This window comes from Sphingobium sp. HDIP04, from assembly GCF_000445085.1.
GTDB lineage: Bacteria > Pseudomonadota > Alphaproteobacteria > Sphingomonadales > Sphingomonadaceae > Sphingobium > Sphingobium indicum.
Map to the genome: position 1 here is coordinate 1 of NZ_ATDO01000072.1, position 23,339 is coordinate 23,339.

Annotated in this window: 23 protein-coding genes; 11 read left to right on the forward strand and 12 right to left on the reverse strand. The window is 66.1% G+C overall.

Annotated elements, in window-relative coordinates:
- The 3 genes from L286_RS31870 to lexA form a co-directional block, all read left to right on the forward strand.
- Positions 1–956: molybdopterin molybdotransferase MoeA (locus L286_RS31870; RefSeq protein WP_021223269.1), on the forward strand; the 956-nt coding region annotated here is incomplete at its 5' end.
- A 42-nt stretch (positions 957–998) separates the two neighbouring features.
- Positions 999–1,247, forward strand: coding sequence for a hypothetical protein (locus L286_RS48920; RefSeq protein WP_020818610.1), 249 nt, complete (start codon positions 999–1,001; stop codon positions 1,245–1,247).
- A gap of 111 nt (positions 1,248–1,358) precedes the next feature.
- Positions 1,359–2,045 (forward strand): transcriptional repressor LexA, encoded by a 687-nt coding sequence (gene lexA, locus L286_RS31880; protein WP_007687744.1) that lies wholly within the window; start codon positions 1,359–1,361, stop codon positions 2,043–2,045.
- Here lexA and L286_RS31885 read toward each other — a convergent pair.
- Positions 2,036–4,180: a ComEC/Rec2 family competence protein gene (locus tag L286_RS31885; RefSeq protein WP_031293213.1), complete on the reverse strand. Its 2,145-nt coding sequence runs from the start codon at positions 4,178–4,180 to the stop codon at positions 2,036–2,038. The genes lexA and L286_RS31885 overlap by 10 nt on opposite strands.
- Before the next feature lie 48 nt (positions 4,181–4,228).
- Here L286_RS31885 and gltX point away from each other — a divergent pair, with 48 nt between their 5' ends.
- From gltX to L286_RS31910, 5 genes are all read left to right on the forward strand, one after another.
- A complete protein-coding gene (gltX, locus tag L286_RS31890) occupies positions 4,229–5,683 on the forward strand; it encodes a glutamate--tRNA ligase (protein ID WP_021223271.1) in 1,455 nt (484 codons plus the stop codon).
- Between the two features lie 17 nt (positions 5,684–5,700).
- Entirely contained in the window at positions 5,701–6,987 is a 1,287-nt protein-coding gene (locus tag L286_RS31895) for a citrate synthase (protein ID WP_007687747.1), read from the forward strand.
- A gap of 210 nt (positions 6,988–7,197) precedes the next feature.
- On the forward strand, positions 7,198–8,268 hold the full coding sequence (gene recF, locus L286_RS31900) for a DNA replication/repair protein RecF (RefSeq protein WP_020819158.1): 1,071 nt from the start codon (positions 7,198–7,200) through the stop codon (positions 8,266–8,268).
- Positions 8,269–8,375: 107 nt separating this feature from the next.
- The gene (locus tag L286_RS31905) at positions 8,376–8,906 is read left to right on the forward strand and encodes a CHAP domain-containing protein (protein ID WP_020819157.1); all 531 of its coding nucleotides are present in this window, start codon (positions 8,376–8,378) and stop codon (positions 8,904–8,906) included.
- Positions 8,907–8,992: 86 nt separating this feature from the next.
- A complete protein-coding gene (locus L286_RS31910) occupies positions 8,993–9,664 on the forward strand; it encodes a CHAP domain-containing protein (protein ID WP_020819156.1) in 672 nt (223 codons plus the stop codon).
- Between the two features lie 62 nt (positions 9,665–9,726).
- On the opposite strand, the gene L286_RS31915 is transcribed toward L286_RS31910, so the two are convergent.
- The 7 genes from L286_RS31915 to L286_RS31945 all read right to left on the reverse strand — a co-directional run bounded on the left by L286_RS31915 (position 9,727) and on the right by L286_RS31945 (position 14,596).
- The gene (locus tag L286_RS31915; RefSeq protein ID WP_007687751.1) at positions 9,727–10,002 is read right to left on the reverse strand and encodes a DUF3297 family protein; all 276 of its coding nucleotides are present in this window, start codon (positions 10,000–10,002) and stop codon (positions 9,727–9,729) included.
- Positions 10,003–10,064: 62 nt separating this feature from the next.
- Entirely contained in the window at positions 10,065–10,892 is an 828-nt protein-coding gene (locus tag L286_RS31920) for a S1 family peptidase (protein ID WP_020819155.1), read from the reverse strand.
- A 3-nt stretch (positions 10,893–10,895) separates the two neighbouring features.
- Positions 10,896–11,318, reverse strand: coding sequence for a DUF350 domain-containing protein (locus L286_RS31925; RefSeq protein ID WP_020819154.1), 423 nt, complete (start codon positions 11,316–11,318; stop codon positions 10,896–10,898).
- A 117-nt stretch (positions 11,319–11,435) separates the two neighbouring features.
- Positions 11,436–11,747 carry a hypothetical protein gene (locus L286_RS31930; protein ID WP_020819153.1) on the reverse strand — a complete coding sequence of 104 codons (312 nt, stop codon included), beginning with the start codon at positions 11,745–11,747 and terminating at the stop codon, positions 11,436–11,438.
- Between the two features lie 110 nt (positions 11,748–11,857).
- Positions 11,858–13,099 (reverse strand): SAM-dependent methyltransferase, encoded by a 1,242-nt coding sequence (locus L286_RS31935; RefSeq protein WP_020819152.1) that lies wholly within the window; start codon positions 13,097–13,099, stop codon positions 11,858–11,860.
- A gap of 31 nt (positions 13,100–13,130) precedes the next feature.
- Complete coding sequence (locus L286_RS31940; RefSeq protein WP_025161056.1) at positions 13,131–13,877, reverse strand: molybdopterin-dependent oxidoreductase; 747 nt, start codon at positions 13,875–13,877, stop codon at positions 13,131–13,133.
- A gap of 2 nt (positions 13,878–13,879) precedes the next feature.
- Positions 13,880–14,596 carry a cytochrome b/b6 domain-containing protein gene (locus L286_RS31945; RefSeq protein ID WP_020819151.1) on the reverse strand — a complete coding sequence of 239 codons (717 nt, stop codon included), beginning with the start codon at positions 14,594–14,596 and terminating at the stop codon, positions 13,880–13,882.
- 409 nt (positions 14,597–15,005) lie between these two features.
- Here L286_RS31945 and L286_RS31950 point away from each other — a divergent pair, with 409 nt between their 5' ends.
- The gene (locus tag L286_RS31950) at positions 15,006–15,521 is read left to right on the forward strand and encodes a porin family protein (protein WP_020819150.1); all 516 of its coding nucleotides are present in this window, start codon (positions 15,006–15,008) and stop codon (positions 15,519–15,521) included.
- A gap of 147 nt (positions 15,522–15,668) precedes the next feature.
- Here L286_RS31950 and L286_RS31955 read toward each other — a convergent pair whose 3' ends face one another.
- From L286_RS31955 to L286_RS31965, 3 genes are all read right to left on the reverse strand, one after another.
- Positions 15,669–16,094: a hypothetical protein gene (locus L286_RS31955; RefSeq protein WP_020819149.1), complete on the reverse strand. Its 426-nt coding sequence runs from the start codon at positions 16,092–16,094 to the stop codon at positions 15,669–15,671.
- Positions 16,095–16,181: 87 nt separating this feature from the next.
- Positions 16,182–17,441: a 23S rRNA (adenine(2503)-C(2))-methyltransferase RlmN gene (gene rlmN / locus L286_RS31960; RefSeq protein WP_029986879.1), complete on the reverse strand. Its 1,260-nt coding sequence runs from the start codon at positions 17,439–17,441 to the stop codon at positions 16,182–16,184.
- Between the two features lie 126 nt (positions 17,442–17,567).
- Positions 17,568–18,047, reverse strand: a complete 480-nt coding sequence (locus L286_RS31965; protein WP_020819147.1) for a hypothetical protein — start codon at positions 18,045–18,047, stop codon at positions 17,568–17,570.
- Between the two features lie 168 nt (positions 18,048–18,215).
- On the opposite strand from L286_RS31965, the gene dnaN reads away from it, so the two are divergent.
- Entirely contained in the window at positions 18,216–19,328 is a 1,113-nt protein-coding gene (dnaN, locus tag L286_RS31970) for a DNA polymerase III subunit beta (protein WP_020819146.1), read from the forward strand.
- Positions 19,329–19,456: 128 nt separating this feature from the next.
- The gene (locus L286_RS31975) at positions 19,457–22,066 is read left to right on the forward strand and encodes an EAL domain-containing protein (protein ID WP_021223274.1); all 2,610 of its coding nucleotides are present in this window, start codon (positions 19,457–19,459) and stop codon (positions 22,064–22,066) included.
- A 232-nt stretch (positions 22,067–22,298) separates the two neighbouring features.
- On the opposite strand, the gene L286_RS31980 is transcribed toward L286_RS31975, so the two are convergent.
- Positions 22,299–23,171, reverse strand: a complete 873-nt coding sequence (locus tag L286_RS31980; RefSeq protein ID WP_025161006.1) for an FAD:protein FMN transferase — start codon at positions 23,169–23,171, stop codon at positions 22,299–22,301.
- Positions 23,172–23,339: the final 168 nt, after the last annotated feature.

A 23,339-nucleotide genomic window follows, 5' to 3' on the forward strand; every position in this document is an offset into this window, starting at 1 on the left:
GCGGGCCGCCGCCGCCGCCGCTCGAACCCGGCCAGGCCTGCCGCATCTTCACCGGCGCGCCCTTGCCGCAGGGCGCGGACAGCATCCTGATCCAGGAAAACGCCGCGCGCCAAGGCGATGTGCTGCGCGGATTGGACGAGGCGCTGGCGACCGGCCGCCATGTCCGCCCGGCCGGTTCCGATTTCGGAAAGGGCGGCCTTTTGCTGAAGGCCGGCGGCGCGCTTGGCCCCGCGCAGATCGCGCTGGCCGTGCTTGGCGGCCATGCTGCGTTGCCCGTCTCGCGCCGGGCGCGGGTCGCGCTGCTCTCCACCGGCAACGAACTCGTGCCGCCCGGCATGCCGACGCAGCCGGGCCAGCTTCCCTCATCCAACGCGCCCATGCTGGCGGCAATGCTTTCCGGCCTCTCTTGCGACGTCGTCGACTTGGGCATCGTGCCCGACGATCTGCCGGGCACGGTCCGGGCCTTCGTCCGCGCCAGCGAAGCCGACATCATTCTTTCGACCGGCGGCGCGTCGGTGGGCGATCACGACTTCGTCCGTCCGGCCTTCGTCCAGGCGGGCGGCGCGCTCGATTTCTGGAAGATCCGCATGCGGCCTGGCAAGCCGCTGATGGCGGGGACATTGGGTTCCGCCGTCTTCCTGGGCCTGCCGGGCAATCCGGTGTCCGCCTTCGTGACGGCGACCCTGTTCCTGCTTCCGCTTGTCCGCCATATGATGGGCGCGGCGTCGCCCCTGCCGCGCACCGCGCCCGCAACGCTCGCCGCCCCGCTGCCCGCCACGGGGGAACGGGACGATTATCTACGCGCCTTCCGCACCGAAGCCGGCATCGTTTCCGTGACGTCGCAGGACAGCGCCGCCACCGCCGCGCTCGCCATGGCGGACTGCCTTATCCTGCGCCCCGCCGGTTCGGCCCCGGCAGCCGCCGGCGATCCCGTCACGGTCCTCCCCCTCGCATAAGGAAAGGGGCCGCCCAGGCGACCCCCTTCCCGTGCAGTCCTGATGGATGGCGGCGACAATCCGGCCGCGCCGGAACGCCGCCTTACCCGTTCAGCGCTGCTGCTTGCCGGGCGACTTGTCTTGACGGCGCTCGTCGCCCATCTGGCCTTGCCGGTTTTCCTGCTGCTGCTGGCGTCCCCCCTGGCGGGAGCGGTCGCCGCCCTGCTGGTCGCGACGTTGATCGCCGCCCTGATTGTTCTGGTTGGCCATGTTTCTCTCCTATTCACCTTCATCGGGGAAGGCAGGCTTTAAACGGCCCGTGGCCTCCCGCGTTCCCGTAAACGCGGCCAACGGTTAGGCGCTTGACTTGCCCCGTTCCGTTTCCTATGCGTTCTCCATCCGTTCCAAGGAGGGCAAGGCGAGATGTTGACACCCAAGCAACAGGAATTGCTGAGCTTCATTCAGACCCGGCTGGAGGAGGGGGGCGTGTCTCCCTCTTTCGAGGAGATGAAGGAAGCGCTGGACCTGCGGTCCAAATCCGGCATCCACCGCCTGATCAACGCGCTGGAGGAGCGAGGCTTCATCCGCCGGCTGCCCAATCGCGCCCGCGCCCTGGAGGTGCTCAAGCTGCCCGACGCCATGCATCGCGCGCCCAAGCTGGTCGTGCCGGCCAAGGCGCCGCTGACGAGCGGTCCGGCGTTGAGCCAGCCGCCGGTCGCCGCCAACGACATATTGGAGATTCCGCTGCATGGCCGCATCGCGGCCGGCGTGCCGATCGAGGCGCTGGAGGGGCAGAACATGCTTTCAGTCCCCGCCGCGCTGCTGGGCACCGGAGATCATTATGCACTGGAGGTGGCTGGGGATTCGATGGTCGAGGCAGGCATACTCGATGGCGATTTCGCGCTGATCCAACGCACCGACGTTGCGCGGGAGGGGCAGATCGTCGTCGCGCTGATCGACGAAAATGAAGCGACGCTCAAATATTTCCGGCGGGAAGGGCCGAAGGTTCGGCTCGATCCCGCAAACAGCGCCTATGAGCCGCAAATCTACGATCCGCGGCAGGTCCGCATCCAGGGCAAGCTGGCCGGGTTGCTGCGCCGCTATAACTGACCGCCCCTGTGTCCGCGCGGCCGAGCGGAGGGTCGCGCGATCCACGGGTGCTCGTCATTCGATGCCTTCGCGCCGCGGAGGGCGCCATGGTCCAGATCGATGGCCAGGCCGCCCGTCCGGGCGAGGAACCGTCGATCCGCCTTCAGCCAGCGGGGGCGACAGGCGCCCGGCAGGCGACGGTCGCTGACGACGATGTCCGCATGGGCGCAGTCCCGCGCCAGTATCGCATTGTCGATCTTCACGCTGCTCCGCGTCAGCAGCAGGTTCCAGTACCGGCCTCCACCCCTCAGGCGAACGGCGCAGAGATCGGGAGAACAGCGCGCCTGGGGCAGCGTCGTCAATGCCTGCAAGGTGCCGTCATGACCCGCGCTTTCCGCCATGACGTCGCGGGCATATCCGCCGGCGCGGGCGCGCAGCATCGCCATGCCGCCATCGGCGGTGCGCAGCGCGACATGGCGGCCATCGCCGCTGATCAATATGGCGGGCATCGGGCTGGCCAGGATCATCGTCATGCCCGCGGACACCGGCATCAGGCCCGCCCAGCGCCACCCGCTTCGCCATAGCAGGCACCACAGCATGCCCATCAGGATCAGGCCGAACACCGCGCCCGACTGTGCAGGGGCCAGCACCACCGCCCAGGGGCTGGACGCCACGCCATGGGCGACCAGCAACAGCAGGTCGAGCGCCCGCGCCGTGAGCCACCAGAAGGGCGCGCCCCATCCGCCCAGGTCGAACAGCAAAGCCATCGCCTCCAGCGGCATGACGACCAGGGTGGTGAGCGGTATCGCCACCAGATTGGCGACCGATCCCAGCATTCCCGCCTTGTGGAAATGGAACAGCGCAATCGGCGCCAGCACCAGTTCCACGGCCAGCCCCGTCGCCAGCATGCCCGCCAGATTGCGCCCGATCCGGCGCCACATCGCCTCGTCACGCGCAGCCACGAAGGTACGGAAGGCCGGATGCTCGCCCAGCGACACCAGGGCGATCACCGCCGCGAAGCTCATCTGGAAACTCGGCCCCACCAAGGCTTCGGGCCAGAGGACCAGCACCACCAGCGCCCCTGCCGCCACCAGCCTGAGGGTGATCGCGTCGCGCCCCATCGCCATCCCGCCCAGCACCAGCAAGGCAGCGATGCAGGAGCGCACGGTCGGCACTTCGGCCCCGGTCAGCAACGTATAGCCGATGCCCGCCAGTGCTCCTCCGCCCGCGGCGACCAGCATCAGCGGCCGGTCGAGCGCCGCCCGTCGGCTGAGCGCCATCATCCGCATCAGCAGGAAGATCACCGCAGCGATCAGGGCCGTCACATGCAGGCCGCTGATCGACAGCAGGTGCGCAAGGCCGCTGCGCCGCATCGCCTCCGCATCCGCTTGCGCGATCGAGCCCTGATCGCCCGTGGCCAGGGCAGCGGCGATGCCGGCGCCCTTGCCCGGAACGCGCTCCAGAACATGCTCGAACAGGCGCGTCCTCAATCGGGGGGCGGCCGTGGCGGGCCGCAGGACCGCGACCGGCGGCAGCGCGCGCCCGGTCGCGCCGATGCCCTTGAAATAGGCGCGGCGCGCAAAATCGTAGCCGCCCGGCAGGCTGGGCGGCGCGGGCGGCATCAACCTTGTGCGGAAAGCGATAATGGCGCCCTCTCCGACTCCCGCCGGCATCGACGCATCGTCAAGATTGACGCGCACCAGCGAGGGCAGGGCGGGCATGCCGATCGGCCGGACCAGCACGCGACTCATGCGTTGCGCGGGCAGCCTTTCGACCGACCGGACCTCTCCCTTCAGCGCGACGAAGGTGGGGCGGGCAAGGGGCGGCGATCCCAGCATCATCGATTTCCCCCAGACCAGCAGACATCCCGCGCAGGCCAGAAGTCCCCCGGCGATGATCGCCCGGCGCATCCGCCCGCCCGGCGGCAAGAGCAGCGCGCCGCAGGCCGCGGCCAGCATCGTGCAACAAAAGGCCAGCCATTCCAGTCGATTAGGAAGAACGAACCAGGCCGCTATGCCGATCGCCAGCGCGACCGGAACCCATAAGGGCAGGCGTTCGCGCTCCTCCTCCAGCCAAAGCTCCAGCCCGCGCCCAATCCGCGCCGCTTTCCCCCGGACAGAAGTGACAACGGAGGTTTGTCGTGGCTCGAAAGCCATGCTAGGGGGCGTCGCGATCATGGATGTGTCGGGTGGCTAATCGGGCGAATGTCAGGGAATGAAGCGGTGAGTGCTACAGGTTCGAACAAGCAGGTAGTAACCCGTTTTGCGCCGTCGCCCACTGGTTTTCTTCACATCGGCGGAGCGCGCACCGCGCTTTTCAACTGGCTGTTCGCGCGCCATCATGGCGGCAAGTTCCTGCTGCGGATCGAGGATACCGACCGGGCCCGCTCCACGGAAGAGGCGGTCGCCGCCATATTCGACGGGCTGGAATGGCTGGGCCTGGGCGGCGACGAGCCTGCGGTCTTCCAGTTCGAGCGGACGCCGCGCCATGCCGAGGTGGCGAACCAGTTGCTCGCGGGCGGCCATGCCTATCGCTGCTATGCGACGCCGGAGGAACTGGCGGAACTGCGCGAACAGCAGCGCGCCGCCAAGCAGCCTATGCGCTATGACGGGCGCTGGCGCGACCGCGATCCGTCGGAGGCTCCCGAAGGCGCGCCCTTCGTCATCCGCCTGAAGGCGCCGCGCGAGGGCGAGACGGTGATCGAGGACGCCGTGCAGGGGCGCGTCGTCGTGCAGAATGCGGAACTGGACGACATGATCCTGCTGCGTTCCGACGGCACGCCCACCTATATGCTGGCCGTGGTGGTCGACGATCATGACATGGGCGTCACGCATGTCATTCGCGGAGACGACCATCTCAACAACGCCTTCCGCCAGCTAGGCATCATAAGGGCGATGGGTTGGGAAGAACCCGTCTACGCCCATATCCCGCTGATCCACGGGGCCGACGGGGCCAAGCTGTCGAAGCGGCACGGCGCGCTGGGCGTCGACGCCTATCGCGACGAAATGGGCATGCTGCCCGAAGCGGTGCTCAACTATCTGCTGCGCCTGGGCTGGGGCCATGGCGATGAGGAGATCATCTCCCGCGACCGGGCCGTGGAACTGTTCGACATTGCGGGCGTCGGCCGTTCGCCCTCGCGCTTCGACATCAAGAAGCTGGAGAATCTGAACGGCCATTATCTGCGCGAAGCCGACGATGCGCGGCTGGCGGCATTGGTCGCGCCAAGGGTCGCGGCCCGGCTGGGCATCGCCTTGCCCGAGGGCGGGCAGGAACTGCTGGCCGCCGCCATGCCGTCGCTCAAGCCCCGCGCCAGGACGCTTAACGAAATTGCCGAGGGCGCGGAATTCCTGTTCAAAAATTGCCCGCTCGATTTTGACGAGAAGGCCCTGGCTCTGCTAGACGACTCCGCGCGCGCGCTGCTGGGGAAGACGGCCGACGCTCTTGCACCCGTCCAGTCCTGGACGGTCGAAGCGATCGAGGAAGCGATACGCCGCGTGGCGGAGGATGCCGGCCTCGGGCTTGGAAAGGTCGCGCAGCCTTTGCGCGCGGCGTTGACCGGTCGCACGGTTTCGCCGGGAATTTTCGACGTCCTTTTCCTTCTGGGGAAGGCGGAGAGCTTGGAACGATTGTCCGCTGTGAGGCACGCATCGGGCAATTGAAGTATCAGGAGAACACCATGTCGGATAACAATGCCATTTTGAGCGTCGGGGGCGACGCGAAAGACTATGCCATTCTGAACGGCACGGTCGGCCCGCAGGTCATCGACGTCCGCAAGCTCTACGCCAACACCGGCATGTTCACCTACGATCCCGGCTTCACCTCTACCGCGAGCTGCGATTCGGGCCTGACCTATATCGACGGCGACAAGGGCATCCTGCTGCATCGCGGCTATCCCATCGACCAGCTTGCCGAACAGTCCAGCTTCATGGAGGTCAGCTACCTGCTCCTCAACGGCGAACTGCCGTCGAAGAAGGAACTGGAAGATTTCACCCGCACCATCACGCGCCACACCATGGTGCATGAACAACTCACCACCTTCTATCGCGGTTTCCGCCGCGACGCGCACCCGATGGCGATCATGTGCGGCGTGGTCGGCGCGCTGTCGGCCTTCTACCATGATTCGACCGACATCAACGATCCGGAACAGCGCAAGATCGCCAGCCACCGCCTGATCGCGAAGATGCCGACGATCGCGGCGATGGCTTACAAATATTCGGTCGGCCAGCCCTTCGTCTATCCGCGCAACGACCTTAGCTACACCGCCAACTTCCTGAACATGACCTTCTCCGTCCCGGCGGAGGAATATGTCATCGATCCGGTCGTGGTCGACGCGATGGACAAGATCTTCACGCTGCATGCCGACCATGAGCAGAATGCGTCGACCTCGACCGTGCGTCTGGCCGGTTCTTCGGGCGCCAACCCCTTCGCCTGCATCGCGGCGGGCATCGCCTGCCTCTGGGGCCCGGCGCATGGCGGCGCGAACGAAGCCGCGCTCAACATGCTGCGCGAAATCGGCACCGTCGACCGCATTCCGGAATATATCGCCCGTGCCAAGAACAAGGACGATCCGTTCCGCCTGATGGGCTTTGGTCACCGCGTCTACAAGAATTACGACCCGCGCGCGACCGTCATGCAGAAGACCGCGAAGGACGTGCTGGAGAAGCTGGGCGTCAACGACCCGATCTTCGACGTGGCGAAGGAACTGGAGCAGATCGCGCTCAACGATCCTTATTTCATCGAGAAGAAGCTCTATCCGAACGTCGACTTCTATTCGGGCGTGATCCTGTCGGCCATCGGCTTCCCGACCGAGATGTTCACCGTGCTGTTCGCGCTCGCCCGCACCGTCGGCTGGGTCGCGCAGTGGAACGAGATGATCTCCGACCCCGCGCAGAAGATCGGTCGCCCGCGCCAGCTCTACACCGGCCCGGCGCAGCGCGACTATGTGCCGGTCGAAAAGCGCTGAACGGCGCTCAATGAGATAGGGAGGCGGCGCCCGTTTGAGGCGCCGTTTTTCGTTCTGGCGGGGATGGGCGTGGCTGAAGTTGGCCGTCTCCCGGCATTCAGAATTCCCAGACGCTGCTCGTCCCGCCGCCTTCGCGGGACCATCGGCCGTTTACTCCATGCTTCTTACTCCACCCTTCCCCAAAGCCGCCGCACTGGTTAGAGCCGCCTCATGATCGGCCGTCTTACCTTGAGCGATTTCCGCAACCATGCGGATGCGCTGATCATGCCCGATCACAGCTTCATCGTGCTGACCGGCGATAATGGCGCGGGCAAGACCAACATATTGGAAGCCGTGTCGATGCTGGCGCCGGGACGCGGCCTGCGCGGAGCGGCCCTGCGCGACATGGCGCGCCAGGACGGGGCGGGCGGCTTCGGCATAGCGGCGGAGGTGGATGGAGTGATGCTGGGGACCGGCGTCCTCGCCTCCGCCCCCGACCGGCGGCAGGTGCGTATCGGCGGCGTCGCCTCCTCCGCCAACGCGCTGGCGGATCATCTGTCCATTGTCTGGCTCACCCCCGCCATGGACCGGCTGTTCATGGACAGTCCGGGCGGGCGACGGCGTTTCCTGGACCGGCTGACGCTGGCGCTTCACCCCGGCCATGCCGCGCACAGCGCCCGCTATGAGGCGGCGATGCGGGCGCGCAACCGGCTGCTGAACGATCTGTCCGCCGCCGATCCTTCCTGGCTGAGCGCGCTGGAAACGCAGATGGACGAGCATGGCACGGCCCTTGCCGCCGCCCGCGCCGATCTGGTGGGCCGCTTGCAAGCCGCGCTGGAGGAACAGCCCGACCATCCCTTCGCCCGTCCGCTGCTGGCGATAGAGGGGGAAGGGGAGGGCGAGGAACCCCTGGGGTTCCGCCTGTCCCGCGAGCGCCGCCGCGACGCCGCCGCCGGGCGAACCTTGTCCGGCCCGCACCGGCAGGATCTGGCCGTCGTCCACGCCGCCAAGGCGCAGCCTGCCGCGCTTTGCTCGACAGGCGAGCAGAAGGCCTTGCTGCTCTCCGTCCTGCTCGCCCATGCGGCGCTGGTTTCGGCCCATCGCGGCCAGCCGCCGGTGCTGTTGCTTGACGAAGTGGCGGCGCATCTCGATCCGTCGCGGCGGGCCGCGCTGTTCGACCGGCTGCGCGAAACCGGCGGCCAGGTCTGGATGACGGGAACGGAACCGGGACTTTTCAACGACTTGCCCATGGCTAGCCGGTTCGGCATAACGGCCGGGCAGGTCTTTCGTTCCGCAGATTGACGCGCTGCAACAACGACTCGTCGCTGGCTGCTTTTCATCCCGTCCGGCGTCTGCCCTAAAACGTCTCACGGGGTTAAGTCGTTCCAATAATCGGGGGTCGCATTCCTATGATCGGTGGTTTTCGCGCTATTGCCGCAGCGGCAACGCTTGCACTCGGCGCCCTGATCACGACCCCGGCCGCCGCCGGCGTCCTGCAATGCGCGCCCTTCGCCCGGCAGGTTTCCGGCATAGAGCTTTACGGCAACGCCAATAGCTGGTGGAGCCAGGCCGAGGGCCGCTATGAGCGCGGCCATGAACCCCGCGTCGGCGCCGTCCTTGCCTTCTCCGCCAGCCGTTCCATGCCGGTCGGCCATGTCGCCATGGTCAGCAAGGTGGTCAGCGAGCGCGAGGTGCTGCTGACCCATGCCAACTGGTCCTATCGCGGCGGCATAGAGCGCAACGTCCGCGCCATCGACGTGTCCCCGAACAATGACTGGACCGACGTGCGCGTCTGGTATGGCCCGATCGGCGACCTGGGCCTTCGCCCGAACCCGGCCAAGGGCTTCATCTACGCGCACAAGGCGGGCGAGGCTCCGGTGCAGATCGCCATGGCGGATCGCGCGACCGCGGGCGCCGAGGCCGCCCGTGGTGCTTTCTGACATTTTAACCATTTCCTAAGGGCTGCCGCCTAGTTTTCTTGGCGGTGGGGCGATTCTGAGACTTTTGGGGTCGCATGAAAGTGGGAATGATGCGCTGGGCAGCCTTGCTGCTGGCGGGCTTGGCGACGACGCCCGTGCTGGGCGCGACCGTGCTGCAATGCGTGCCCTATGCGCGCACCGTGTCCGGCGTCCGGATCTATGGCGACGCGCTGACCTGGTGGGACAAGGCGGAAAATCATTATAAGCGCGGCCATGCGCCCCGCAGGGGCGCGGTGCTGGCCTTCCGTCCCGTCGGCCCGATGGTGCTGGGCCATGTCGCGGTGGTCAGCAGGGTGCTGGACGACCGGCGCGTGCTGATCCGGCATGCCAACTGGTCGGCGCCCGGCGCGATCGAGGAGGATGTGCTGGCAGTCGACGTGTCCGAGGAAGGCGACTGGAGCGCGGTGCGCGTCTGGCACAGCCCGACCAACCAGATGGGCGCGCGCAGCAACCCGACCTTCGGCTTCATCTATCCCGACAAGCCGCAATTGCGCGAGTTCCGGCCAGACCCGGCGCTAGGCGTCAGCACGCGCTTCGCCAGCATGACCGTCGTCAAGGATGATCCGGAGGAGGAGGCCGCCTCGCCGCGCCGGGCCGCCGCCTCGCCGCCGCGCCTGGCGCTCGACCTGCGCGCCATCGGTTATGCCGATGCGACGCCTTCGGCCCGTTCGCTGCGCGACATCATCGCGGACGTGAAGCGGGACTCTGCCCTTCGTTGAAGCGTCCCGGCGTTCCTGCGAAGGCAGGAACCCGGTTCCTTTTCAGGCAGCGCAGGCGAAAATCATTCTGCCTTGTCCGCCGCTTCCTCCGCGCCCTCGGCAGGATTCTCGAACCAGGCCTCGACCGGCCCGGACAGCTTGATCGTCAGCGGCTGGCCGTGACGGTCGCGGGTCTTGCCCGCCGCCACGCGAATCCAGCCTTCGGAGATGCAATATTCCTCGACATCGTTGCGGACGCGGTCCTTGAAGCGGATGCCGATGCCCCGCTGGAGCACGTCCATGTCGAAAAAGGGACTCTTCGGGTTGGTGGAAAGGCGGTCGGGGGGCGTATCGCTCATGATGGTCCAAATCCTGTCAATCTGGGCGCGGCCTAGCCTCCAGGCCCACCTGCCGTCAACCGTTACGGTCCATCGTCGACATCGCAGAAGATGCGCCGGATAACCCCCTGCGCCAGCCAGGACTGGAAACGGGCATGTGCATCGGCCAGATCCAGGAAGGGGTAGGCGACCGGCCGTTCCCCCGCCGCCCGGCTGGCGACGACCAGCCGCATCATGGCATCGGGGGCCGTGGTCAATATGCGCCCGCGCCGGTCGGTTGCGGCGCTGTTGACGCCGACTACATGGCCATCCTCGGCAAAGACCGGCCCGCCGCTGATGCCCGACAAAGTGCCGTCGCCCATCGGAATGCGCGCATGTTCGGCCCAGGCGAGCACGGGCTGCGTATCCTGCCCAGCGCCGCGTCGGGCGCGGGCGGCGCCGATCAGTTCCGATATGACCAGCGTCGGTTGTCCGCCCGGAAAGCCCATATGATAGCCGACCGATCCGGGCGGCGGCATGCGGTCCGACAGCGGCAGCGCGTGGTCGCTCGCCACGCCGCCGCGCACCAGCGCCGCATCGGCCTCCCGGCTTTCGACCAGGCGCGACACGGGACGGGCGAAGCCGCCCTGCTCTATGCCGACCCGCGCGCAGCCATGGGTGACATGCTCGGCGGTCAGCCAGGCGCCGTCCCGGTCGATGGCGAAGGTCGTGCCCATGCTGTCGGCAGGCGCCTCCGTCCGTTCCTCGATGACGAAGCTCTCATCGCTCCATTGCGGCATCGGCCGGCGCGGCGAGCGCGGGTCGAACGGCTCGACATGCAGCGGGGTGGGCTTGGTGACCTCGCTGATCCACAGCAGGGCGAGGATGATGCCGAGCAGGCCGGGCAGACAGCCGAAGCGTCGGCCCGCCATGGCTCAACCCGCGACCGCGCCGGCGGTGAGGCAGGCTATGGCGACCTTCATCATGGCGAGGAAGATGGCGGCGGACCGTTCGTCCGCCTCGATCCGGGTCGGCAGCGAACCGAGCAGGAAATCGACCGCGCGAAAGGCGATGAGTTGCAGGATCAGCGTCACGCTGCCCCAGATCATGATGTCCCAGACATTGACCGATCCCGCCAGGCAGAAACCCAATGGCATGGCCAGCCCGATCGCAGCCCCGCCCAGCGAGATCGCCGCGGCCCCATTGCCCGCCCGGATCAGCGCGAATTCGTCATGCGGGGTGATCCACATGTAAAGCGCCAGCGCCGCCAGCCATGCCAGCGTTGCGGAGGCGAGGTGCAGCAGGAAGATGGGCAGGCCGGACAGCAGGCTCTGGATGACGGGCATGGGATCGGTCATCCCGTCAAAATGCCGCAAGCGCTTGCCGGGCGCAATCGCGATAGATGCCGGAATGGGCGGGCCTTTCCAATCCTCCCCATCGGCGGATGGGGAGGGATTTCATGGCAAAAGGTCAGGTCAATTGCACACCCGCACCTTCACGCGCCGGTCGCGATAATGATTGTAGCGCCATTCGGTCCAGCAACGCTGGCGATAATGCCCGCGCCAGGACCGCCGGTCGCCGCGCCAATAGCGGCGGTCGGCATGCCGCCAGTCGCGCCGCCCGTCCCAGCGCCTGTCGTCCCAACGCCTGTCGTCCCAACGATCGCCGCGATAGCCGTCGCGATAGCCATAGCCGCCATAATATTGCGCCTGTGCAGGGGCCACGCTCGCCCCCATGGCGGTGATCGCCAGGCCCAGGGCGGCAGCGCCCTTCCACAAGATGTTCATGTCCGTTTCTCCTCAGCATGCACGCCCGTCGCCGGGGTCATGAAGGAAAGATGCTCCGGCCTTACTGAACCGTCCGGGAACGGCGTCGTCAGCCAATGTTCATGGATGGATCAGCGGCCCCGAAGGGCGCTTTCCGCCTCCAGCATATAGTCGCGGGTGATCGGCAGGCTGCGGCGGTCGCGAACATATTGGACCTGGTAATTCACCATGCCGCCATGTTCGAACACGGTGGCCGCGCCCGCCAGATAGAAGGTCCATAAGCGGAAGAATCGTTCGTCGTACAGGGCGATGATGTCCGCCTTGTGCGCCAGCGTCCGCTTGTACCATTGGCGGATGGTGAGGCCGTAATGGATGCGCAGCACCTCTACATCCGTGACCATCAGGCGCGTGCCCTCGCTGCCCTGGATCATTTCCGACAAGGCGGGGATATAGCCGCCGGGGAAGATATATTTCCGGGTGAAGGCGTCCGTGATGCCCGGCCCGTCGACCCGGCCGATGGTGTGGACCAGCATCACCCCGTCCGGCGTCAGCAATTCGCGGCACTTGTTGTAGAAGGTGCGGTAATCCCCGGTCCCGACATGTTCGAACATGCCGACCGAAACGATGCGGTCGAAGGGGCCGTCGATGTCGCGATAGTCGATCAGTTCGAAGCGCACATGGTCGGCCACGCCCGCATCCTGCGCCCGCTGCCGCGCGACCTTGAGCTGCTCCTCCGACAGGGTGATGCCGGTCACGTCCACGCCGCAGGTGCGGTGCAGGTACAGCGCCATGCCGCCCCAGCCGCAGCCTATGTCCAGCACCTTCATGCCCGGTTTCAGGTGCAGCTTGGCGGCGATATGCGCCTTCTTGTCCTCCTGCGCCTGTTCCAGGCTGATCCCCGCCTCATTGTCCGCATCGGGGAAATAGGCGCAGCTATATTGCCGGTCCCGGTCGAGGAAGAGGGCGTATAGCGCGCCCGACAGGTCGTAATGATGCGCCACATTGGCCTTTGCCCGCGCCCGGTGATTGGCGGCCCACAGCCTGCGCCGGACGGCCTTGAACCCGCGCTTTATGGCGCCAAGGTCGCTGATCGACTTGCCCGTCTCCCACGCATTGTTCATGCGGATGAGGGAGATCAGTTCCATGATCCCGCCGCCCTCTATGGCGACGCGCCCGTCGATGAACGCCTCCGCCATGCCCAGGCGCGGATCCTTGACGATGTCGAACGGCACCCGCGCGTCGTGGAATTTCAGCGCCAGCGACGGAAAGCCCGGCTCAGGGGTTCCAACCGTGATCTTCCTGCCGTCATGATAATAGATGCTGAGCTGGCCCCGCGTGACCAGCCGCTTGATGACGCGATCAAACAATTTCATGGGGCTACCCTGTCAGGTCATCCGGTCGGCGTCAAATGCCCGCATACCAGTCATAACCGGCCCGGTCCTCCCAATAGCCGCCCTTGCCGCCGCCTATGCCCTCCAGGCTTGCGACCGCCTCGATCTTCATCAGATATTTCGCCTGCTTGTAGCCCAGTTGCCGTTCCACCCGCAGCCGGAGCGGCGCGCCGTTCGCCACGCGCAGGGGTTCGTCGTTCAGCGCGAAGGCCAGGATGGTCTGCGGGTGGAACGCGTCCACCAGGTCGATGCTTTCATAATAGCCGCGCCCGCCGCCCATATCGTCGGCGCAGTGGAAGACGATGTACCGCGCCCCGTCCCGCAGCCGCGCCGCGTCGAGGATAGGCTTCAGCGGCACGCCGCGCCATTTGCCGATGGCGCTCCACCCCTCGACGCAGTCGTGGCGCGTGATCTGCTCGCGATGGGGAAGGGCGTGGAGCTGCGCTAGGGAGAGGGAAAGCGGCTGTCCCACCAGCCCCGACACGTGCAGCCGCCAGTCGGCAAAGCCGTTGCGCCACAGCGCCTTATATTCGGGCGTGTTTGGATTGGCCGTGCCGTTGGGGCGGAAGAAGGGGGAGATCTGGTCGGGCCGGAATTCCCGCGCCAGCGCGTCGCGGGCCATCAGGCCGCGCTGCGCCCATTTGTGGAAATTCTCGGCGGAAAACAGCGCGTCGCGCACCGCCTCGTTCTTCGCCAGCCGGTCGCATCCCGCCAGCGTCGCGGCGGCCCCCAGCACCAGGGAGCGGCGGCTGAGGATCAGGCTCAACGCCGCGCCTCCGGCACGCGATAGCGCCCGCTGATCATCGAGCGGATTTCGTTCAAGGGTCCGGCGAGCAGCACCATCAGCATATGCACCAGGAAAAAGGCCGCCAGCGCGAAGGCCGCGATGAAATGGATCGAACGCGCCGACTGGCGGCCGCCGAACAGGTCGACCAGCCAGGGCCAGGCCGCGTTCATGCCCGGCGACATGGCAAGGCCCGTCAGGATCATGAGCGGCAGCGCAACGAAGATCACGGCGATATAGCTGGCCTTTTGCAGCACATTATAGCGCAGCGCCGCTTCCCCCGCGGGAAAGCGCAGCCGGGCATGATCGCGGATGTCCTGCCACACATGGCGCGGCGCCAGTTCCCCGCGCCGGAAGGCAAGGTCGCGCTCCAGATGCCCGCCGAACAGGCTCCAGAGCATGTAGAAAAGCAGCGCGAAGGCGAAGATCGGCGCGGCGCTCAGGTGCCAGTGCCGCGACATCGCCAGGTCATAATGCGCGGGCAGGGTGATCCAGCTTCCGAACCGTTCCAGCACCAGCCAGGCATGGTCGTAATTCGCCCCATATTGCCCCCAATAGAGCCGGGGATGCGCGTTGAAGATGCCCAGCCCGCTGGTGAACAGCACATAGAGCAGCAGCGCGTTCAGCCAATGCCACAGCCGCACCGGCAGCCGGTGGCGCAGCACCGTTTTCCGCTGGGGCAGGGCGCGTTCCATGGGCCATGGATACCCTTTTGGGCCGACAGCGTCAAAAGGATGGAGATGCTGCGCGCATGAAGCTTTTTCATGATTTCGTTCATATGGGAGCCAGCTTGCAGGTCCATAAGCGCGTCGAAGCGCCCATGGGAACGGAAAGGGGAGGCGCCCCATTTTCATGCAAAGTCAGACTGTTGCGAAAAAGCATCATGCGTTCGTAAAGTTCATATCCAACTTGCAACAATAACAATCAGGTTACATATGCGCGCCGTCAGCGACACCAATCGCTGCATGCAGGACGGGAGGATAGACCGAATAGAATCGGCATTCCAAATGGCGATGAAATAAATAACGCAACGCTATCCCGTAAAAAGAGAACAAACGCCTGTCCTGTTCCTGGACTGTGCGTTTCTGATGACATGAGGACTTTATGAAGACTGTGATTTTCGCAGCCCTTGCTGCTGCCGCCGTTTCCGCTCCCGCTTTCGCCCAGGACGCCGCCCCCTTCACCGGCCCGCGCGCCGGCGTGACGCTGGGTTATGACAAGTTCGACGGTAACGACGGCTTCGCTTACGGCGCCAGCACCGGTTATGACATTGCGATCACGCCCAACGTAACCTTTGGTTCGGAAGTAGCATTCAGCGACTCCACCACCAGCCTGGGCGCCGGCGTGGAAGTTAGCCGCGATCTCTCCGCTTCGGTGCGTCTTGGCTATATCCTCAATCCGAAGGTGCTGGCCTTCGGCAAGGTGGGCTATGCCAATACCCGGGTTGAAGCGTCGAACAGCAACTCGGGTGGATCGTTCGAAGGCGTGCGCTATGGTGGCGGCCTGGAATTTGCTGTGACTGGCAACACTTACATCTCGGCTGAATATCAGCGCAGCGAGTATGAAGACGGCATTGGCGGCCGCGACGCTGGCGTCGTCGGCATCGGTTTCCGTTTCTAATCCCTCTCGGATGGAACAGGGAAAGGGCGGCCCGGCTGGGGCCGCCCTTTTTCCATGCCCTGCTTCCGTCTTCGATGATCGGTAGCGCTTCCTGTTCCTGCGAAGGCAGGAACCCAGTCCTGCCGCTCATGTTGAATTCTTCGCTACCTAATCCCAGGGTAGCGCCCTCAAATCCGGCTTCACCCAGCCGCGCCGCGCCTCCACCGACATCAACCGCTCCCGCGACCAATAGGCGAACAGCCAATCCTTGTCGGCCATCGGAGATTCCATCAGCGCCGCAAAGGCCTCCGCCGGCGAAGCCCCGCCCGGCAACCCCGCCAGCACTGCCCGCGCCGCCTTCAGCGAAGCCAGGGTGATCGTCTCATGATAGCCGGACGTGTCGCTGTTCACCCCGCCGACGCTCTCATTATAGGCGGCGATCATTCCCGCCATGTCGCGCTCCGGCACGATCTCCGGCCGCCGCAGCATCAGCCACAGCGCCGTGGAGAAATGCGCCCGGTGCGTCCATTCCTCCTTGGGCAGCGTCCTCGCGCAAAAGCCCGTCGCAATCCGCTCAATCTCATCGTCCGTCATCCCGTTCGCCCCCAAAAAAGAAAAACCCCGCCGTTCCGGGCGGGGTTTCCATCTCACGCCACATAGGCGCGCCTATTCGGCCCCGCTCTATCCCAGCGCCGCTTGCTTCTCCGCCGCCAGCCGGTCCAGTTCCGCCCGGCTCTTCTTCTCGCTCGCCGACTTCAACTGCCCGCAGGCCGCCATGATGTCGCGCCCACGCGGCGTCCGCACCGGCGCGGAAATCCCGCCCTCGAACACGATGTCGGAAAAGCGCCTGATCCGCTCCGGCGTCGAACATTCATAGTCCGTGCCCGGCCAGGGATTGAACGGGATCAGATTGACCTTGGCGGGCAGCTTATACTGGCGCAGCAGCCGCACCAGTTCCCGCGCATCCGCGTCGCTGTCATTCTTGTCCCTGATCATCACATATTCGAAAGTGATGCGCCGCGCATTGTTCGCGCTCGGATAATCGGCGCAGGCCTGCAACAGATCCTCGATGCCGTATTTTTTGTTCAGCGGCACCAGTTCGTCGCGCACATCCTTGGTCACGGCATGCAGCGAAACCGCGAGATTGACGCCAATCTCTTCCCCCGCCCGCGCCATCATCGGCACCACGCCGGAGGTCGACAGGGTGATCCGCCGCTTCGACAGGGCCAGCCCGTCGCCGTCCATCACCACCTTCAGCGCGTCGCGCACATGATCGAAATTATAGAGCGGCTCGCCCATGCCCATCATCACGATGTTGGTCAGCATTCGCCCGTCGGGGCTGTACTGGGACGCGTCGTCCGCCTCATCGTCATTGGCCGACGCCATGCTGCCCTTGGGCCATTCGCCCAGCGCATCCCGCGCCAGCATGACCTGCCCGACGATCTCGCCCGGCGTCAGGTTGCGCACCAGCCGCATCGTCCCGGTATGGCAGAAACGGCAGTTGAGCGTGCACCCGACCTGGCTGGAGACGCACAGCGTCCCCCGGTCCGCGTCCGGGATGAACACCATCTCATAATCCTGCCCGTCGTCGGACCGCAGCAGCCATTTGCGCGTGCCGTCGCTCGACACCTGCGCCTCGACCACTTCGGGCCGCCCCACGACGAAGCGTTCCGCCATCCAGCCGCGCATCGGCTTGGCAAGATCGGTCATGGCGTCGAAATCGGTCTCGCCGCGATGGTAGAGCCAGTGGAACAACTGTTTCGAGCGCAGCTTCGCCTGCTTGACGTCCAGCCCGGCCTCTTCCAGCGCCCCCCTGATCTGCGGCCGCGACAGCCCCATCAGGTCGACGCGCCCATCCTCGCGAGGCGTCACGGCGCGGGGCACCGGCACAGGATCGATAGCGCCGGGAATCGGCATCAGGGGATTGGCGACTGACTGCATGCCCGCGCCCATAGCGGATTTCGGGGGATTTTGGAAGGGCGGCGCTAAACCTCCCCCGTTCGCCCTGAGCCTGTCGAAGGGCTCCTCTTTCTTTCGGGCGTTGAATGGGAAGGGGAGGGGATAGCCTTACCGAATCCTTGCGCACCCCAAGGCCGCCGCATCGATCGCCGTAGCCGCCCCGCGCAACGCATAGGTATCAGCAAAACCCCGCCCCCGCGCATCCCGCGTCTGCACGCTCATGCTGGTGGCGGAGCGCATCGCCGCGACGATCGCCGCGTCCGCCCGCGCATCCGGCGCCCAGGCGTCGACTTGTCCCGCCACCAGCGTGAACCGCCGGTCCCCCACATTCAGGATCACCGCCGCGTCCGCCATCCGCATCCGGCTCAACCGGAAATGTACCTGCCCGCGCACCCTCTGCCGCGGCCAGCTTCCGACGGCCGCAAAGCCCTCGGACTTCGCCGCGACCGGCATGGCGATGGCATAGCAGCGCGGCGTCCCCGGATCGCGAAACGCCCCCCACGCCTCGAACACGCCCAGCGAGTCCCGCGCCTGCGCGGCGCCGCCGACGGTCAGCAGGGAAAGAGCGAGGGGCCAAAGTGCTTTCACTCCCCCGGCAAAGCGCAAGCCGTTCCTTTTTGCAACCCTCGCCGCAACAAAGCGCCACCCAGCGCTTGCAGGGGCCGCAACAGCGGCTATGAAGGATCATCCATCATTGTCGCCCGGATTCGACTGTCTCCGGGCTTTCGCAAGAAAAGAAACGGACAGAACAGGGACATGAAGGCCACCATCGAACGCGCAACGCTGCTCAAGAGCCTCAGCCACGTCCAGTCGGTGGTCGAGCGGCGCAACACGATTCCGATCCTGTCCAACGTGCTGATCGAAGCGTCCGCGGACGGCGCGATCAAGCTGATGGCGACCGACCTCGACCTCCAGATCGTCGAAAGCGTCTCCGCCCAGGTGGAACAGCCCGGCGCGACCACGATCAGCGCCCACACCCTGTTCGACATCGCCCGCAAGCTGCCCGAAGGGTCGCAGGTCTCGCTCCACGCGGCGGAGGGCAAGATGCTCATTCAGGCGGGCCGCGCCCGCTTCAACCTGTCGACCCTGCCGCGCGACGACTTCCCCGTGATCGCGGAAGGGGACCTGCCGACCAGCTTCGAACTGCCCGCCGAAACGCTGAAGCAGATCATCGACAAGACGCGCTTCGCCATCTCGACCGAAGAGACGCGCTATTATCTCAACGGCATTTATTTCCATGTTTCAGATGACGGCCAGCCGGTGCTGAAGGCCGCCGCGACCGACGGCCACCGCCTCGCCCGCGTCACCGTGCCCCGTCCCGACGGCGCGGACGGCATGCCCGGCATCATCGTGCCCCGTAAGTGCATCGGCGAACTGCGCAAGCTGCTGGACGAGGTCGAGGGATCGGTTCAGATCAGCCTGTCCGCCAGCAAGATCCGCTTCGGCCTGGGCAGCGCGATCCTGACCAGCAAGCTGATCGACGGCACCTTCCCCGATTACAGCCGCGTCATCCCGACCGCCAACGACAAGCTGCTCAAGATCGACCCGCGCAGCTTCGAGGAAGGCGTGGACCGCGTCGCCACCATCGCCACGGAAAAGACCCGCGCCGTCAAGATGACGCTGGACCGCGACAAGATCACCCTGTCCGTCACCAGCCCCGAAAACGGCACGGCGGCGGAGGAAGTCCCCGGCGCCTTCCAGGGCGAGGGTTTCGACATCGGCTTCAACGCCCGCTATCTGCTGGACATTCTTGGCCAGATCGACAGCGACCTGGTGGAACTCCACCTGGCCGACGCCGCCGCCCCGACCCTGATCCGCGAAGACGACCGCAGCCCGGCCCTCTATGTGCTGATGCCGATGCGCGTCTGAGGGGTTAAGCCGCTTCAAGACATATCCTGCTTCCGTAGACGGGAAGGGGAATGTCTTGGGAACCATTCACCGCAGGAACTCCCCAATCAGGTAAGTTTCTTTCAATCTCTTGTCGTTACGCGGGATATATGACTTCCTTGCGGGCGAACCTGGCAGAACTGCAAACGCGGCGGACCGATCTCGTCGCCGCGCTCGGCCTTGCCGAAAGCGGCGCCTCCGTCGACGCATCCTGGATTTCCGGCACTTTCGTCCATATCGCCCGGCTTTGGCCGCTGATCCTGCTGGGGAAGCTCTGCATCACCGCGTTGCTGCACGTGCCTCTCTACGGCGACGGCAATGCCGGTCATGCCGTCGCTCTGGCGGCCATGTTGCTGGTCGACGGCGTCGCCATCGTCCTGCCGCGCGGGGCCAGGTTCCAGCTTTTGCGGCCGCACCACCAGAAATGGCTGATGCTGCCCATGGTGCTGCTCTCGGGCCTCAGCTTCAGCCTGATGCTGGGCCCGGCGCTGATCGCCGGCCAACCGTCGCGCAACCTGCTGGCGGAAATGGCGGTCGCGCTGATGGCCGTTTCGATCTTCGGCGACCGGCGCCTGCTGGGCGTCAGCTATTTCTGCGGCTTGCTGATCGCATCCATCCTGCACCGAAGCGATTTCGCCCAGATCGGCCTGTTGATCAGTTGCATCGCCGCGATGCTGGTCGCCGCGCTGCGCCAGGCGCAGGCCGACATGAACCGCGCCATCGCCTTCCACCAGCGGGACTTGAGGGCGCAGCGTTCCGACCGGCTGCTCCGCGAATATGAGCAGTCGGGCCGCGGCTGGTTCTGGGAAACCGACCGCCATGGCTGCATCGCCTATATTTCCGACACATTGGCCCGCACGCTCGGCCTGGGTAACGAGGCGCTGATCGGCCGCCCGATCACGGAGATCATCCGCCCCGGCGACCGGCAGGATGGCGATGGCGAGCGCACATTGGGCTTCCACCTGTCGGCGCGCACGGGCTTTGCCGAAATCCCGGTCCGCGCCGCCATGGCGAAGGACGAACGCTGGTGGTCGATCTCCGGCCAGCCGGTGTTCAACGAATTCGGCCAGTTCCACGGCTTCCGGGGAAGCGGCACGGACCTCACCGAAATGCGCCGCAGCCAGGCGGAGGTGACGCGGCTCGCCCAATATGATTCGCTGACCGGGCTTGCCAACCGGGTGCAGATGATGCGCTCGCTGGAGCAGGCGGTCGCGGGCAAGAAGGGGCAGCCGCGCGACTGCACGCTGATGATGCTGGACCTCGACAGGTTCAAGATCGTCAACGACACGCTGGGCCACCCGGCGGGCGACGCGCTGCTGCGCCAGGTCAGCGAACGCATCCAGCGCGTGGTCGGCAACAAGGGACTGGTCGGCCGCCAGGGCGGCGACGAGTTCAAGATCCTGCTGCCCGGCCGGCCCGACAAGATCATGCTGGATCACCTGGCGCGGGCGATCATTACCGATGTGTCCCAGCCCTATATGGTGGAAGGCACGGCGGTCGTCATCGGCGTGTCGATCGGCATCTCCTTCTGCCCGCAGGACGGCGTCACGGCGGATGAACTCATCCGCAACGCCGACCTCGCGCTCTATGCCGCCAAGGGAGACGGGCGCGGCGTCTATCGCTTCTATTCGCCCGAAATGCACGCCGATGCCGAGGATCGCCGCCAGTTGGAGGAGGATCTGCGCAGGGCGCTGGTCGAAAACGCCCTGCACCTCGTCTATCAGCCGGTGGTATCTTCTCGTACCGAACAGATCGCCGGCTATGAGGCGCTGCTGCGTTGGCAGCATCCCGTGCGCGGGGCGATCTCCCCCACGCTTTTCATCCCCATCGCGGAGGAAAGCGGCCTGATCGGGCCGATCGGCGAATGGGTGCTGCGCACCGCCTGCCGCGATGCGGCGCAATGGGCGGATGGCGTGCGGGTGGCGGTGAACGTCTCGCCGATCCAGTTCGCCAATCAGGGCCTGCCCTCGATCGTCATGAACGCACTCGCCGCCTCCGGCCTGACGGCCGAGCGGCTGGAGCTGGAGATCACCGAGAGCGTGTTCCTGAACGACGATGACGGCACGGATCTGATGTTCTCGCGCCTGAAGGGCATCGGCGTGCGCCTGGCGCTGGACGATTTCGGCACCGGCTATTCCTCGCTCGGCTATCTCAAGAAAGCGCCTTTCGACAAGATCAAGATCGACCAGAGCTTCGTGCGCGGCGCCGCGATCAAGGGCAGCCCCAACAGCGCGATCATCAAGGCGATCGTCAGCCTGGCCGAAGCGCTGGGCATGGACACCACGGCCGAGGGGGCGGAAACGCAGGACGAACTCGCGCTGATCCGCAACCTTGGGTGCAGCCATATCCAGGGCTATGTCTATGGCCGCCCGCTGCCGGCGGCGGACGTGCTGATCCAGCAGCATGGCCATGGCGGCGTCGTCACGCCGCAGGGCTTCCAATCGAGCCGGACGGAACGCAAGACCATGCTGCGCACCGTCGCGGTCCACCATGACGGCCATGTCTACACCGGGCGCATCCGCAACATCTCCGCCACCGGCGCGCAATTGGAAGGATTGTGGAACGTTCCGGAGGGCACGCTGTTCACGATCGAACTGGGCGACAACCAGACCGTCAACGCCATGGCGCGCTGGTCCAGGGGAGACCGGCTGGGCGTGGAATTCGTCCAGGCGATCGACCCTGCCACCCTGCGCGCAATGCCTCGGTCGATGGCTTCTTGAGGACGCGCGGCGGCCGGGCCGGTCCGTGCGAAAAGGCTGGGCGGGAGTTGGCCAATAGCTGACATTAATTCCTCCCTACGCGCAGCGTGGGGAGGGGGACCACCGCTGAAAGCGGTGGTGGAGGGGAAATGACACGGTCTGCGCATTTTCCCCTCCGTCAGCGCTGCGCGCTGCCACCTCCCCATCTACCGATGGGGAGGATCAGAAACCTCCGCTCTCCACCCCCTCCCAGTCACTCGAGCATCGCGGCGAGGGCGGGCGTCATATATTCCTGTCCACCGCCTCCAAGCCGCCGGATCAGGCATGCGGCGATGCCGTGCCGCGTGGCGAGGGCCATGCCCCGTTCATGCCCCATTATCGTGATCGCCGTCGCCCAGGCGTCGGCCAGCATCGCGCTTTCGTGGAGCACGGTCACGGAAGCGACGTCATTGGCGATCGGCGCGCCGGTGGCTGGGTCCATGCTGTGGGAGAGGCGAATGCCCGCCTCCTCGCGAAAGCGGCGATAGTCGCCGGAGGTAGCGACCGACATGCCGCAAAGCGCTATCCGCAACGTCGGGAGCCGGAGGCCGGGCGGCGCCTCCACATCCACCCACCAGGGTTGAAGGTCTGGCCTTATGCCTTGCCCCCGCAATTCGCCGCCGATCTCCACCAGGAAGTGCGCGGCGCCACGTTCGCATAGCGCATCGGCGACGGCATCGACGGCAAAGCCCTTGGCGATCCCCGAAAAGTCCAGCGTCACATCGGCCATCCGGCGGGCCCGGTCGCCCTCTATCTCCATGGCTCTCCAAGGGGAGGGGTGATGGGGCTCTTCGGAAAGGCCCTTCAGCCCGCCCGGACCGAAGCCCCATTTCGCCACCAGCCGGCCCACTGCCGGATCGAAAGCGCCGTCCGACAGCCGGGCCATGTCCAGCCCGGCGCGCAGTACGGCCAGCATGTCGGCGGGCAGCGGCATCCATTGGCCGACCGGCGCGGCATTGAAGCGGCTGATGGCGGAATCCGCCTCCCAATTGCTCATCTGCGCGATGATGCGGCCCAGCACCGCTTCTATCGCCGCCGCGCTGCCGGGAGGCGCGTCGACGATGCGGGCAGACCAGCTCGTGCCCATGGTCGGCCCGCCAAGGTCGCTGATCCTGCCCGTCCGGACGCCCGGTCCGAACATGTCGGGCGAAAGGGTGGGCGGGATGGCGATGCGGATCGGGCGAGCGTTCAGCCCTGCACCTCCACCGTCATGGCATAGGTGGCGCGGTCCTGGGGCGGGCCCATGGGCGGGCGC